Here is a 14207-nt window from a genome sequence, read left to right as displayed (position 1 = left end):
CGAGCGCGTCACTGGTAGAGCCAGTAGTGGAACGCATGGAACACGCCGCCTTCACGCGGCGTGACCTCGAGCTCCGTCCGGGCCCAGACGCGATCCGGCGGGATCATGACCACACGCTCGACCCACGGTCCGGCCGGAATCCGCGCCGATCCGACCTCGATGCCGCCGGCGCGCACGACGAGCTCGACGTCGGTGTCGGCCGAGACGCGCAGGACGAGCGCGGCGGCGCGGCCCTGCGCGAGGTTCGTGCTGAAGCGGTCGAGCGAGCGGCGCATGCGCCCTCCGTCGGCGATCTCCGCGGGGGGCGTATCTTCTTCTTCTCCTCGGGGCGCTTCGGCCATCACCGCGACGTTGTCCTGGTCCGACGCGCCGAGCCGCGCGTAGCCGTGGGTCTCCTCCGACTCGAGGTCGGAGACGTCGATCTCGTCGGCGAGCGCGCCCTCCGGCGTCGCCACGCGCGGCAGCGCCCCCGTGCCGAGCAGGTCCCAGCGCGCCTCGTGCGCGATCATCGTTGGACCTCCAAGGATCGATTGATCAACGACCGTCTCGCGGTGGAGCTCCTCCCCGAGCACGGGTGGACAGGCCATCCACTGCGGGTACACGATGAAGTGCGTGGGCCTCCGCTCCGCGGAGAGCTTCTCGTAGTGCTCGAAGCGCGAGCCCGCGCCGAACGTCCAGTAGCGCGACTCGCCCTCGGTCGTCAGGCCGACGACGTCGAAGGTGCGGCGCTCGGAGACGTAGGCGATCGCGCCCGTGTCGTTCACGCCGATACGCGCGTCTCGCGGGAGGTTCTCGCGCGCCCAGAAGCCGAGCGTGACCTGCTGGTGATCGATCGCGCGCGCGCTCGTCGCGAGGTCCGAGAGCGTCCACGGGAGCTTGGTGACGAGGGCGCCGGTGAACAGGCCGAGGACGATGGGCGTGACGGGCGCCTGCGTCTTGCCGAAGCGACGCGCGAGTCCGCCGATCTCGCGGGCGAGGCAGGCGAGCAGCACGAAGTGCGCGCCGTAGAAGGGCCAGACGTAACGGACGCGGTTCCAGAGGAAGCTCAGGTACGTGCACGGCAGCGCCGTGGCGAGGACGAGCGCGAGGACGAACGCGCCATGCCACGGGAGGCGCTCGCGGTGCGCGCGGAAGACGAGCGCGCCGACGCCGAGGATCGTGGGGACGAGGAAGTTCTCGGGCACGAACACCGCGCTCCACTCGCCGCCGTCGAGCACGCTCTGCCAGAGCAGGCGCAGGTTCGACTGGACGAAGGTGATCACGCCGGCGCGGTCGTAGGCGGGGTTCGCCGGGAGCCACTTGACCATCGTGGTCGACGAGGCCGCGTGCCCCGCGATCACGAGGTGCAAGAGCGGCACGACGAGCGGGCCCATGGCGGGGACGAGCGCGACGAGCCTGCGCGGTTTGCCCTCGCCGCTCGGGCGCGAGGCGAGCGCGGCGACGGCGAGCGCCGAGGCGACGGCGCCTTCGGGGCGAACGAGGGGCGTGAGCAAGCCGAACGCGGCGACCTCGATCGCGTGGCGACGGCCCGGCGCGGGCGCCCTCGGATCGGGCTCGCAATACGCGGCCGACACGCGCGCCGTGCGCAGGAGCATCCACGCGAAGGGGATGGTCTCCATGCCGCTCCAGGCGAACCAGGCGAACGCGCCGAAGCCGAGGCACATGAGCGTGGCGCCGACGCCCGCGGCGCGGCCTGCGAGGCGACGCGCGAGGCGCCCGGCTTCGACGGCGAGGGCCGCGTGCGCGAGCGTGCCGAGCAGCCACGTGGCCCAGACGAAGGAGAGCCCGCGCAGGCCGAGCAGGTGGAGCGGCGCGAGGGCGAGCGGCCAGAGCAAGCTCGTCGCGCCGGTCGTGTACCCCTCGCCGGGCATGTACGAGAAGAAGTGACCCTCGGCGAGGCGACGCGCGTACTGCAGGTGGATGAAGGCGTCGTCGAGCGGCAGCGCGGGGCGGCCTGCGCGTTCGAGGATGCCGCGGACGGCGAGGGCGCCGAGGACGAGGCTCGCTGCGAGGGGGAAGGCGTAAGGGGCCAGGCGTCTGCCCACGTCCCGAGGCGTCACGGGCGCGACCATACCGGCCGAACCACAGGCCCGCTACCCATCCGGCCGCGTGTGTGCTTGTTTGCGCCCGTCATGGTGTTCCGGCCGCGCCCCAACCATCCCTACGCTCACGCTGCTCGCTTCCCCGACGAGGGTCCGGTCGACATCGCCTCGATCTTGCCGGGGGATTCTCCTGTCGAGATCGAGATCGGCCCGGGCCGCGGCGGCTTCCTGTTCGAGCGCGCCGCGGCCGCGCCGGATCGCCGGCTCCTCGGCCTGGAGATCCGGCTGAAGTGGTCGTCGATCGTGGACGAGCGTCTGAAGAAGCAGGGCCTCGGCGCGCGGGCGCGCGTGCTCAACGCGGACGCGCGCGAGGCGCTCTCCCGGCTCGGTCCGGACGCCTCGATCGACACGTTCTTCATGCATTTCCCCGATCCCTGGTGGAAAAAGAAGCACGCGAAGCGCCTCGTCATGGGGCCGGGCCTGCTCGACTCGATCGCGCGGCTCTTGCGTGACGGCGGCGCGTTCTACGTGCAGACGGACGTGGCGGAGCGGGCGGAGATGTACGAGGCGCAGATCGGCGCGCACGAGGCCTTCGAGCCGAGCGGAGACGAGCCGGGTTCGGCGCGGATGGCCGAGAACCCGTACGGCGCGAGGAGCCCGCGCGAGCATCACGCGATCGCGGACGGGTTGCCCGTGACGCGGCTGCGGTATCGACGCCGGCCGCGTTGAGTTCGTCGAGACGCGTCTCGGCGCGTCTCGACCGCGACTAGTTCAACTTGAACGCCGCGCGCGCGACCTCGCCGGCCTTCACCTGGACGGCCTGGAACTGCGAGGGACCGCCGCCGTCGGGCTTGCAGTTCACGCGCGCCGTGCCCGCGTTGACCTGCGCCTCGACCGGCGTGGACCCGTAACCGACGCCGTTGATCGTCACGTTGCAGAAGCCGCCCTTCGACGTGACGCGCACCTTGCCGCTGCCGCCGCCGCCGGGGCTCGGGCTGCCCGTGTTCGCCGCCGCCGCCGCGGTCGGGTCGGCCTTCACGAGCCGCTCCTGGATGACCTTCGTCTCGCCCTTCTCGGCGGTGAACGAGATCGTCTTCGGCACGTACCCCGAGAGCTGCAGCACGACCTTGTGCTCCTCGCCCGCCGAGAGGCCCTCGATCTTGTCGACCACGCCCTTCAGCGGCTTGTTGTCGAGCCACACCGTCGCGGGGGGATCGACCTTCAAGACCACCGTGACCGAGCCGGTCTTCATCTCGACGTGCACGGCGCGCGTGGGCTCCTTTTCGGACAGCGTGATCGACTCGCTGTGCGCCTCGAAGCCCTCCTTCGTCAGCTTCAGCTTGATCTCGCTGTCGAGCGGCAGCCCCTCGAGCTTCGCCGGCGTCACCTGCTTCTGCAGCTCGCCGTTGATCCAGATCGAGCAGCCCTCGTCGCCGCCGCACTTCATGTCGACCGCGCCCTTCGTCTCCTTCTCGCGCACGGCCTGCGCCTTCTCGGCCTCGGCGCGCATCTGCGCCTCGCGGTCCGCGGCCTGCTTGCGCATGTAGAAGAAGCCACCCACGCCGACGAGCACCACCGTCGCGAGCGCGATCCAGAGCCCGACGCTCGAACGTTTTGGCTGCGAGCTGCCCACGCCGCTCGCCGAGAGCCCCCCGCCGCTCGTCACCGTGCCCTCGTACATCGAGGGGCTGTGCTGCATGGCGATGATGTCGGCGAGCTGCTTGACGTCCTGCAGCGCCTCCTTCTGCTGCTCCAGTTTGTCCTGGAAGAGAGACTGCATCCACTGCGTGAGGCTGATCTGCGAGACCGGGATCCGCTCCTCGCGCACGAACGCCTCGAGGTCGCTCTGCATCTCGCGCGCGCTCTGGTAGCGCTCCTCGCGCTTCTTCTCGAGCGACTTCATCACGATGCGCTCGAGCGCGGGCGGGTAGCCGGGCTTGACCTGGCTCGGGCGCGGATAGTCCTTCTCGCAGATGAGCTTCAGCGTCTCGAACTCGCTCGAGCCCTTGAAGAGCCGCTTGCCCGTGGTGAGCTCGAAGAGCAGCACGCCCACGGCGAAGATGTCGCTGCGCCAGTCGACGTCGCCGCCCGACGCTTGCTCGGGCGACATGTACGGGACTTTGCCCTTGAGCTGGCCGTCCTTCGTGTCTTCACCGACCTGCGAGCTCGACTTGGCCACGCCGAAGTCGACGATCTTCACGTCGCCCGAGAACGTGCAGACGATGTTCTGCGGCGAGATGTCGCGGTGCACGATGTGCAGGAGGTTGCCCTCGAGGTCACGCTTCTCGTGCGCGTAGGCGAGGCCCGCGCAGGTGCCGAGGCCGATCGCGACGGCGTGCTCGAGCGGGAACTCGGTCAGGCCCTTCTTGCGCATCGCGCGGACGATGGAGCGGATGTCCTCGCCGTGGATGTGCTCCATGGCGATGAAGTACGTCCCGTCGACCTGACCGACGTCGAAGGTCTGCACGATGTTCGGATGCGACATCGTCGCGGCGACACGCGCCTCGTGCAGCAGCATCTCGATGAACGCCTGGTCGTGGTTCATCGAGGGCAGGATGCGCTTGATGACGATGAGCTTCTCGAAGCCCGCCACCGAGCGGTGCAAGGCGAGGAAGATCTCCGCCATCCCGCCGGCCGCGAGCCGACGCAGGAGCGTGTACTTGCCGAACTGGCGCGGCAGGTTCTCTTCAGGGAACGCGGCCAGGTTGATCCCCGCGTCGTCCTGTGGCTCTCCGCCCGCGCGCTGCACCATCCCCTAATCCCGTCTGTCCGTAAGGCTACGGCGCAGCATCATGACATGGTGGTTCCCTGTGTCGACGGATTCTTCCAGCCGCGCACCCCATCACACCTCCGTCGTGGTCGCGCGCCCTCCGGCTGGAAATGAGCGCAAGATCCATGCTAGGCAGCGTCGTGCCCCCCTCGTTTTTGATCCGGTTCGCGCTCGCCATCGCGGCCTCCTCGCTCGTGATCGCGGGCTCCGCCGAGGCGGCCTCGATCCGCAAGGGGCCGTACCTGCAAGCGCTCGGCCAGACGGCCGTCACGATCAAGCTGGAGATCGCGACGCCGGAGCCGGCGACGGTCCTCGTGACCGGGCCTTCGGGCTTCCAGGCTTCCAAGGCCTCGGAGACGCAGAAGCGCTTCCACGCGATCCGCGTCGAGGGCCTCGCGCCCGCGACCACCTACGCCTACCGCGTGAAGATCGGCGACGCCGAGAGCAAGCCCGTGGAGTTCACCACGGCGCCCGCCGACAATCGCCCCTTCAAGTTCGTGGTGTACGGCGACAGCCGCTCGGACGCGGCCTCGCACGCGGCCGTGATCCGCGCCATCGAGCGAGCGCCGGCCGACTTCCTCGTGCACACGGGCGACATGGTCCAGGACGGCGACAACGAGGCGCAGTGGCAGGAGTTCTTCCAGATCGAAGGCGACCTGCTCGCGAGCCGCAGCGTGTTCGTCGCCGTCGGCAACCACGAGCTGACGGCGCCCGACCCCACGGGGCAGGTGAACTTCCTCCGCTACTTCGCGCCGACGGAGGCCGATGGGCGGGAGCGGCCGCACCTCTACGGCTCGTTTCGCTGGTCGAACACGCGGTTCTTCCTGCTGAACGCGATGGATACGTGGACCGGCGACGAGAAGGAGTGGCTCCGGGCCGAGCTCGCGAGCGCGCTCGACGAGCCGGGCCTCGAGCACCGCATCGCCGTGTTGCACCACGGGCCGTTCTCGAGCGGGCCTCACGGAGGCAACACGCGCCTCGCGTCACAAGGCATCGTCCCGATGCTGCGCGACAACAAGGTCGAGCTCGTCGTGTCGGGGCACGATCACGCCTACGAGCGCGGCGAAGGGCAGGGGCTCAAGTACGTCGTGTCGGGGGGCGCGGGCGCGCCGCTCTACCAGCAGAAGCGCCGCGGCCCGGAGACGCAGCTCTTCGAGTCGGTGCACCACTTCCTCGAGGTCGCGATCGACGGCCCCGAGGTGAAGATCCTCGCCCGCCGCGCGAGCGGGACCGTGATCGAGCCATGCAGCTACCGGGGGGCCGAGCGCTGGTCCTGCACATCCGCCGACAAGAAGCCCGGCGCGACGGCCACGCCGCCGCCGCAACAAGCGAGCACCACGTGCGCCTGCGCTGCCCCGGGCAGCTCGGCCGGCGACGGGGGCGGGGTCGCGGCGCTCGTCGCCCTCGCCGCGCTCGGGGCCCTCGGGGCGAGGCGCCGCGTTTCGTCCGCGGGAGACACTTGATCACCGGGCGAGCCCGGGGATATCGTCCCGCCATGCGTAGGTTTTCCTCGCTCGTCTCGATCGCGACTGCGCTGGCGCTCGGCGGCAGCGTGCTGTTCGGCTGCGCCACGTACCGTCAGGACCTCGAGCGGGCGCAGAAGCACTACGAGGAGAACCAGTACGAGAAGGCGCTCGCGCTCTTCCGCGTGCTCGAGCCCGACATCGACTCGCTCTCGGACGCCGAGCAAGCGAAGTACGCCTACCTCCGCGGCATGACCGACTACCGGCTCGCGGGGCTCGCGCTCGCGGCCAGCGTGCCGGGCGGCGTGGCCGATCCGCGCCGCAACTTCCGTGACAACGCGCGCCACTGGCTCGCCGTCGCCGCCGCCATCGAGAAGAACACGCCCGGCGGGCTCACGGGCGACGAGAAGAAGCGGCTCGAAGACGCGCTGACTGATCTCAACAAGGACGTGTACGGCGGCATCGAGAGCGTCGAGGACGCGGCGCCTTCCGACAAGAAGGACGAGAAGAAGGGCGAAGAGGGCGTCGAGAAGAAGGACGATCCCAGCGCGACCCCGCCCGCCGCTCCGACGCCCGCGGCTCCCGCGACGCCCGGGCCTGCGGCGCCCGCGGCTCCCGGGCCTGCGGCTCCCGCGGCTCCCGGGCCTGCGGCGCCCGCGCCTGCCGCGCCCGCGCCTGCCGCGTCGCCGAAGTAGGGCTCGTAAAACGCCGAGAGCGCCGCATCGGCCTCGCCGATCGGCGCTCTCGTTCGTTCGAAGGGCGATCGCCCCGCGGCCGGTCGTCCTCGGGTCAGGACGCTCCCCGGCGGAGGGCGTGAATCTCGTCCTTCGCTTTGAGCTTTTGTTTCTTCAGCTCGGCCATCTCGAGCTGCTCGGAGGGCGTCAGGTACGCGTGTCGCCCGAGCTCGGCGAGACGCGCGTCGAGCTCCCGATGGCGCATCTCTGCATGGTTCAGCCGCTCGGCATCGGAATCGGTCCCGTACTCCCGCTTCATCATGCCCACCTCCAGGTGAGGGCTCCCGTCCTGATCTCGAGGAGCCCCGCTTGCTGGTCCATCATCGAGCCGCCCCCCGAGGTCGGGGAGCCGCACGCGATGGTTTCAAGGTACCCTAGGACAAGGGGCCTCGGATCCCCTTTCCGCGCGGCTCATGTGCTTCTTCGCCCGCCGTTCCGCAGGGCCGAGTTCGTCCGCGATGCCCCCGGCCGTCCTATGATGGATTCTCCCCGTACGGTCCTCGTGCTCCTTTTCGTCGGCCTGCTCGCCGGTTGTGGTTCGTCCGGCCCTCGCCCCGAGGCGAAGCGCCCGGCGCCGAAGGCAGCGGTCGGACCCGTGGTCGAGGTCTCGCCCGTCGTGGTCTCGCCCTACAGCGAAGCCGAGCTCGTCGCGGAGTTCGAGCGGGCGAAGGCGCTGCTCCTCGCCGGAAAACACCACGAGGCCGCCGAGGTCTTCGACAAGCTCGAGCGGTTCGCGCCGGACGGTGAGATCGGGGCCGCGAGCCTCTACAACGCGGCCGTCGGTTACGAGGCGCTCGGGGAGCGCGAGACTGCGGCCGCGCGGCATCGCGAGCTCCTGCGTCGCTTCCCCGGCCACGCGCTCGAGCGCAGCGCGCTCTTTCGTCTCGGTCGCGTCCTCGCGTACCTCGAGCGCTGGAGCGAGCTCGTCGTGGTGGCGGACAAGCTCCTCGCGCGGAAGGACCTCGTGGTGCTCGAGCAGATCGAGGCGCGCGGGGCGCGGGCGCTCGGCCTCGTCGAGCAGGACCTCGTGGACGAGGCGGCGCGTGAGGTCTCGGTGGCGCGGGACCTCGTGGAGCGCGAGCGGCTCGGCGTGTCGGGCAAGCCTCCGATCGAGCTCGCGCAGCTCTGGTTCGCGGTGGGCGAGGTGCGGCGCAAGCGCAGCGAGGCGATCACGTTCGTGCCCGTGCCGCCGAACTTCGCCGAGACGCTCGAGAAGCGTTGCCAGGGCCTGCTCGACGCGCAGGGGGCGTACACCGAGGCGATGCGCAGCCTCGACGCCCACTGGTCGGCGATGGCGGGTTACCGCGTGGGGCAGCTCTACCAGGAGCTCCACCGCGACGTGATGCGGGTGCCTCCGCCCGCGGCGGCGGACACGCTTCGCGAGAAGCAGCTCTTCGAGGGGGCGATGCGGCTGCGGTACCGCGTGCTCCTCGAGAAGGGGCTCGACATGATGAAGGGGACGGCGCGGCTCGGGGATCGGACGGGGGAAGCGTCGGCCTGGATCGGTCGGGCGCGCGAGGCCGAGCGCGCGCTCGAGCTCGCGCTCGCCGACGAGAAGGCGGCGCTCGCGCGGCTCCCGTTCACCGAGGAGGAGCTGCGCGAGGCCCTGGAGGCGTTGAAGAAGAAGCCGTAGCTCAGTGAATGTCGGGCTTGCACCCGAAGAAGACGTCGAGCTTCGCGTCCGGATCGCTCTGGACGACCTGGCACGAGCCGGGGCAGAGGATGATCTTCTTCGGGTCCTTCGGGTCGTCGTAATACCAGCCAGGGCCCACGCCGCAGTCGGCGGCGCCCTGGGCCTGCGGGATCTCCTTCGCGATACCCTGGCCGCTCGTGTGCTTGACGGTGGCCTTGTCGAGCTCGAGCGGCTGGCCGCCCTGGGGCTCGGGGACGAGGAACTCGCAGGCGAGGGCCTTCGAGCGGATCTCGTTCATCTTCTGCGCGAACTGCGAGATGTTGCCGGTCACGTCGAATGACTTCTGGGTCCCGCCCGCGGCGGCGATCTGATCGAGGTTGAGGACGCTCGCGCCATTGATGGCGACGACGTACGTCTCGACGCCGTTGTAGTCGAGGGCGCTCTTCGCGAGGCCGGCGATGCTCGGGATGTCGTTCTGGTTGCCGGGGCAGCTATTGGGATCGCCGTCGCTGGCGAAGACCAGGATGACCTTGTGGTTCGGGTTCGCGTCCTTGTAGGCGGTCGCGGCGAAGAGCGCGCCTTCGAGGGCGCCGTACATGGGCGTCGAGCCGCCGTTCGGGCTCTCGGCGTCGATGGACTGCACGAGGGCGTTCGTGTTCGCGGGCAAGGCCCCGATCGGGACGGAGAGGTCGTCGTAATGTTTGAAGTTACAAACGAGCCCGTCCGGCGGGGTATCGATGGGGAAATAGAGGATACCCACGTTGATCCCCGCCGAGGCCGGATCCTCGACGAATTGCTTCAGCGCGGCGGTCGCGCCGTTCCAGTTCTGGCCGTACATGCTGCCCGAACGATCGAGCAGGATGATGAGATCGAGCTCGACGGGCTCGGCTTTCCCGCCGGTCTGGGCGCAGGCCTCCTCGCCGCCGCCTCCGCCGGTGCCCAGCATGCCGCCGTCGAAATCGAACATGTCGCCGCCCGTGCCGGGGGCGCCGCCTTGATTCGAACCTCCTCCGCCGTCCCCCGCGCCGCTCGTCTCTTCCACGTTGCCGAAAGCCCGGCCATCACGGTCGCCGGAGGCGCTGCACGCGAGGCCGAGCGAGGAGACGCAGAGCGCCGCGAGGGCGCAGAGGGTCCTGGGGCCGAGGAAGCCGGAGGTGGCCCTCTGCCCCGGATGTCCGACCTGCGTGGTGCTCGTGATGCGGGATGCGCGGAAAAACATGTTTACTCCTGGCGAATCTGGAGAATGACGACCATCCGCTCGGTGCCTCGTGTCCATTACCGATCGGGGTGATTTGCGCTTCCGGAGGCCGCGAAGTTCAGAGGGCGCGAGGCGCTCGGGAGGCGACGACGGAGCGAGATCGATGTATACGGCACGGACGTGCGCGGCAAGCACCCACGAATGGAAGATGGGTTTCGACGAGGGCATCGAACCAGCGGCATTGGCCGAAATGATGGCCTTACGGGGTCTGGATCGCAATCGGGCGACGTCTGATTGCGATCACCAACGTGCAATTTGGAAAAACTGGTGCGTCGCGGCTACGCGCGCCGTTCCGGACAAGGGTGCGTCGTCGCGCCGCGCGGGCGAGGACTCCGGCCTCCCCGCGGCGCTTTGGAGGGTCCACGATGAGGGAATGGATGAATTGGGGGCGCATTCTCGCCGCGTCCGTGTGCGTCGTCGCCACGGCGTGCGCGCGGCCGTCGTTTGATGTCACGCGCGGCCAGACCGAGGCAGAGGGAGAGGGCGAAGGCGAAGGCGAAGGCGGCGCGGGCGGCGGCGAGAGCACCCTCGGGGCCACGAGCTGCCCGGCGGATTGCTCGCTCGTCGACACGCCGCCCTGCCTCGTGTCCGTCTGCGACGAGGAGGCCGGGCGCTGCGCCGTCATCCCGCGCCAGGCCGGGACCTCCTGCGAGGATGGCTTCTTTTGCACCGTGGGGGACACCTGCCAGTCCGGCGTTTGTGTCGGGGGCGTGCAGAACGACTGCGGGCTGAAGGCCGCGACCTGCTCGGTCGTGACCTGCAACGAGGCCACGGCTTCGTGTGAAGAAGGGCCCGCGCTCGACGGAGCGCCATGCGTGTCGAGCGACGCCTGCACGGTCTCGTCGTCCTGCAAGGGCGGCGCCTGCGTCGGCTCGCCGAAGAGCTGTCACTTCGCGCCCGTGCCCGACGATTGTCACGTCGCGGTCTGCGACCCCCAGACGGGGGCCTGCGAGCCCGTCCCCGGCAACGAGGGCCTCGCCTGCGAGCAAGGCGGCGACCCGTGTTTGACGGGCAAGACCTGCGCCGCCGGCGCCTGCCAGGGGGGAGGGCCGAAGGACTGCACGAGCGCCGGCGACGACTGCAACAGGGGCGTTTGCGAAGCGGCCACGGGAGCGTGCGTGGGCGCGCCCAAGAACGAGGGCGGCGCGTGCAGCGAGGTCGCGGACGAGTGCAACACGGGGATGTGTGACGCGTCGGGCGTTTGTCAGCGGGTGCCGACGCCCGGCGTGGCCTGCGCGTCCGCCGCGAACGACTGCAACGTGGGTCAATGTGACGCGACGGGCGTCTGCGTGGCCGTGCCGGTCAACGAGGGCGGAGCGTGCGAGGATGGCAATGCGTGCACGCTGGGCGAGACGTGCTCGGCCGGGTCGTGTACGGGCGGCAAGGCCGAGGGGTACGTCGTGTACCTGCACGAGACGTTCGCGGACAACGCGGCGGGCTGGACGCTCGAAGGCGAGTGGCAGATCGGCCCCGCGAAGGCCTCGCCGGGCAACGCGTCGCACGGCGCCGAGGACCCGGACACGGACCGGACGTCGACGGCCGACAACGGCATCGCGGGCGTGAACATCGGAGGATATGCGGCCGAGGCCGTCCACCCGCCCGAGTACCTCGTGAGCCCCGTGCTCGACACGAGCGGCACGGGCTCGCTCTGGCTCTCCTTCTATCGCTGGCTGAACAGCGATTACGGCCCGTACATGACGAACACCGTCGACGTCTTCGACGGCAACGCGTGGGTCAACGTGTGGAACTCGGGCGGGCCTCCGGCGCTCAAGGACGCGGCGTGGACGCTCGTGACGTACGACCTCACGGCATACCGAAACCCCCAGATGCGCGTGCGCTTCGGCTTCGAGGTGGGCAACGGCGGCGTCTTCACGGTGTCGGGCTGGAACCTCGACGACGTGACGATCGCGAACGCGGTCTGCGAAATCGCGGATACGCCGGCGCCGGAGCCGTCGTCGGAGCCTTCGAGCGCTTACTGACGGGGGCGTTTGTCGGGGAGGCGCCCCGGGCGAAGGAATTCGTGGCGACACGGCTCCTTCGCTCGGGTATCCTCCCGCCCATGATTGACCACGTTTCGATTGGCGTCCGTGATCTGGACAAGAGCAAGGCGTTTTACGCGGCCGCCCTCGCGCCCCTCGGGTATGCGGTGATGATGGAGTTCCCCGGCGTGTGTGGGCTCGGGGAGAAGGGCAAGCCGGATTTCTGGCTCGGCGCGGGGGGCGAGGTGGGGTATCGCCAGCACGTCGCGCTGGTCGCGAAGGATCGCGCGACGGTCGACGCGTTCTACGAGGCCGCGATCCGCGCCGGAGGCAAGGACAACGGCAAACCCGGGCTCCGGCCGATGTATCACCCGAACTATTACGGGGCGTTCGTGCTGGACCCGGATGGGCACAACATCGAGGCGGTTTGCCACGCGCCTTGAGGGGAGGGCCTTGCGAAGAGCGGGGAGGGCCTTGCGAAGAGCGGGGAGGGTCTTGCGAAGAGCGGGGAGGGCCTTGCGAAGAGCGGGGAGGCACCCGTGAAGAGCGGGGAGGCACCCGTGAAGCGCGCGGAGGCACCCGTGAAGAGCGCGGAGGCACCCGTGAAGAGCGCGGAGGCACCCGTGAAGCGCGCGGAGGCACCCGTGAAGAGCGTGGAGGCACCCGTGAAGAGCGGGGAGGCACCCGTGAAGCGCGCGGAGGCACCCGTGAAGAGCGTGGAGGCACCCGTGAAGAGCGCGGAGGCACCCGTGAAGAGCGGGGCGCGCAGAGGGGGTTCCACAGGCACGGGCCTCACCCACCCCAACCCTCCCTCTCCACACAGTGGAGAGGGAGGGAGTATCCACCTGGATCCAGCGCATTTCGCCCCCTCTCCGCTGTGCGGAGAGGGGGTTGGGGGGTGAGGCCCGCTCAGCCTTCGCCGCAGCAGCGCTTGTATTTCTTCCCACTTCCGCACGGGCACGGCGCGCTGCGGGCGGGGCCGGTTTGCTGCGCCTTCGCCGCCTCCGCGAGGGCGGACTTCTCGATCTTGCGATCGTCGCGGAGGATCGCGAGCACGTGGCTCGGGTCGTACGGGGTGCGGACAGCGGCGATGTAATCGGCAGGCAGGTAGAGATCGTCGGCCGTCGCGTGCGAGAGCCATTGAAGCGCGTACGTCATCGGCACGATCGCCTCGCGATGGTTCACGAAGTCCGTCCCGTCGAGCAGCAGGACGCGATACGCGATCTCCGGCGGTACGTCCTCGATCTCCTTGAAATGGTAGGGCGACGTCGGCGGGAGTCGCTTCGCGAACGCGACCGCGCGTGTCGCTCCCTCCCGGCCGTGCTGATGGAGGACGGACGTCGGGCCGTGTTTGTCCTCGGCGTCGAGGACCTGCAGCGCGAGCGTCCGGATGGCCGCCACGAAGCGCGGCGCCTCCGGCGGGAGGTCGTTCGGCGAGAGCGCCTTCCGGATCTCCGCCCGCAGCCGCGCATGACGACAACCCATCACCGCGAGCGTGAACACGGCGTCGACCGTCTGGAGGAGGGTGTCGGCCTTGTCGTTGTCCTTCTTGTAGACCGGCAGCAGCTCCTTGCCGAAGCGCGCCGCGCTCCAGAGGCCACGGAGCGCGTTGCCGACGAGCGACTGCGAGACGCTGAGCCACGAGAACGAGAGCCTCAGGAAGGGGTCCCGCGCGGCCTCCGGCAGGTGCTCGTAGGGAGCTCTGCCGTCCATCGCGGCGAGCACCGACAGGTGCCCGAGCGTCCAGCTCCGGCACCAGAACACGTGCAAGAGCTCGTCGAACCTCCGATGTAGCTTCCCGCTCTTCGGCACCTCGCGCAGGAGGCGCTGGCGCATCGTCTGGACGTCCATGAAATCCTCGATGATCCACCGCAAGAGGTGGGTCGCGAGGAACGGTTGCATCGCCGCGACGGCCTGGAACTGCTCGCGGGTGAACCAGGGCCCGCGATCGTAGAGCGCGCTCATGAACTCGCGGGCGTTGTCCTGCGCGGCGATGGCGCGCTCGCTGCGCTCGCGCAACCGCGTGACCCGGCCGATCACCGCGTCGAGCCGCTCGCGGGTGACGACGTGGAGGTTCTTGGCGCTCATCCCCTCGCCGAGGCACGTGACGAACTTCCCGTCACGCGTGACGACCAGGAAAGGCCCCTTCACGGGATCCGCGAGCGACACGGCCACCCGCTCCGCGCCCTCCGGGACACGCGAGGTGCTCAGGATGTGCCGCAGCAGGGCGTCGTCGCGGTAGAGGGACAGGGCCAGATCGAGGTGCGGCACCGAGAGCCGGTCGAGCCGCGAGAGGAAGTGATGCGCGTGGCCCGTGTCGCTCATGCG

At 69.8% G+C, this 14207-nt stretch carries 11 protein-coding genes; 6 read left to right on the top strand and 5 right to left on the bottom strand.

What is annotated here, in order from left to right:
• Positions 1-8 precede the first annotated feature (8 nt).
• The gene (locus GF068_RS24950; RefSeq protein WP_338046557.1) at positions 9-2060 is read right to left on the bottom strand and encodes a hypothetical protein; all 2052 of its coding nucleotides are present in this window, start codon (positions 2058-2060) and stop codon (positions 9-11) included.
• 156 nt (positions 2061-2216) lie between these two features.
• Here GF068_RS24950 and trmB point away from each other — a divergent pair, with 156 nt between their 5' ends.
• Entirely contained in the window at positions 2217-2771 is a 555-nt protein-coding gene (gene trmB, locus GF068_RS24945; RefSeq protein ID WP_240807376.1) for a tRNA (guanine(46)-N(7))-methyltransferase TrmB, read from the top strand.
• A 37-nt stretch (positions 2772-2808) separates the two neighbouring features.
• Here trmB and GF068_RS24940 read toward each other — a convergent pair whose 3' ends face one another.
• The gene (locus GF068_RS24940; RefSeq protein WP_153821964.1) at positions 2809-4794 is read right to left on the bottom strand and encodes a serine/threonine protein kinase; all 1986 of its coding nucleotides are present in this window, start codon (positions 4792-4794) and stop codon (positions 2809-2811) included.
• Between the two features lie 143 nt (positions 4795-4937).
• Here GF068_RS24940 and GF068_RS24935 point away from each other — a divergent pair, with 143 nt between their 5' ends.
• Both GF068_RS24935 and GF068_RS44355 read left to right on the top strand, forming a co-directional pair.
• Positions 4938-6275, top strand: coding sequence for a purple acid phosphatase family protein (locus GF068_RS24935; protein WP_170319659.1), 1338 nt, complete (start codon positions 4938-4940; stop codon positions 6273-6275).
• Positions 6276-6307: 32 nt separating this feature from the next.
• Positions 6308-6970, top strand: a complete 663-nt coding sequence (locus GF068_RS44355) for an outer membrane protein assembly factor BamD (protein WP_206079541.1) — start codon at positions 6308-6310, stop codon at positions 6968-6970.
• A gap of 94 nt (positions 6971-7064) precedes the next feature.
• On the opposite strand, the gene GF068_RS24925 is transcribed toward GF068_RS44355, so the two are convergent.
• On the bottom strand, positions 7065-7271 hold the full coding sequence (locus tag GF068_RS24925; protein WP_153821962.1) for an HP1242/YdcH family protein: 207 nt from the start codon (positions 7269-7271) through the stop codon (positions 7065-7067).
• Positions 7272-7484: 213 nt separating this feature from the next.
• Between GF068_RS24925 and GF068_RS24920 the strand changes: the two genes are divergently transcribed.
• On the top strand, positions 7485-8642 hold the full coding sequence (locus GF068_RS24920) for a tetratricopeptide repeat protein (protein ID WP_206079540.1): 1158 nt from the start codon (positions 7485-7487) through the stop codon (positions 8640-8642).
• Between the two features lies 1 nt (position 8643).
• Here GF068_RS24920 and GF068_RS24915 read toward each other — a convergent pair whose 3' ends face one another.
• On the bottom strand, positions 8644-9861 hold the full coding sequence (locus tag GF068_RS24915; protein ID WP_153821961.1) for a vWA domain-containing protein: 1218 nt from the start codon (positions 9859-9861) through the stop codon (positions 8644-8646).
• Between the two features lie 404 nt (positions 9862-10265).
• Between GF068_RS24915 and GF068_RS24910 the strand changes: the two genes are divergently transcribed.
• Both GF068_RS24910 and GF068_RS24905 read left to right on the top strand, forming a co-directional pair.
• Positions 10266-11879, top strand: a complete 1614-nt coding sequence (locus tag GF068_RS24910; protein WP_153821960.1) for a hypothetical protein — start codon at positions 10266-10268, stop codon at positions 11877-11879.
• A gap of 80 nt (positions 11880-11959) precedes the next feature.
• Positions 11960-12322: a VOC family protein gene (locus tag GF068_RS24905; protein ID WP_153821959.1), complete on the top strand. Its 363-nt coding sequence runs from the start codon at positions 11960-11962 to the stop codon at positions 12320-12322.
• Positions 12323-12788: 466 nt separating this feature from the next.
• Here the strand turns inward: GF068_RS24905 and GF068_RS24900 are convergent, their stop codons facing one another.
• Entirely contained in the window at positions 12789-14204 is a 1416-nt protein-coding gene (locus GF068_RS24900; protein WP_153821958.1) for a YecA family protein, read from the bottom strand.
• Positions 14205-14207 lie beyond the last annotated feature (3 nt).

It is taken from the genome of Polyangium spumosum (genome assembly GCF_009649845.1).
Classification (GTDB): Bacteria; Myxococcota_A; Polyangia; order Polyangiales; family Polyangiaceae; genus Polyangium; species Polyangium spumosum.
Note: the sequence above shows the minus strand (reverse complement) of the source record. Positions and strands in the feature narration are given on the sequence as shown.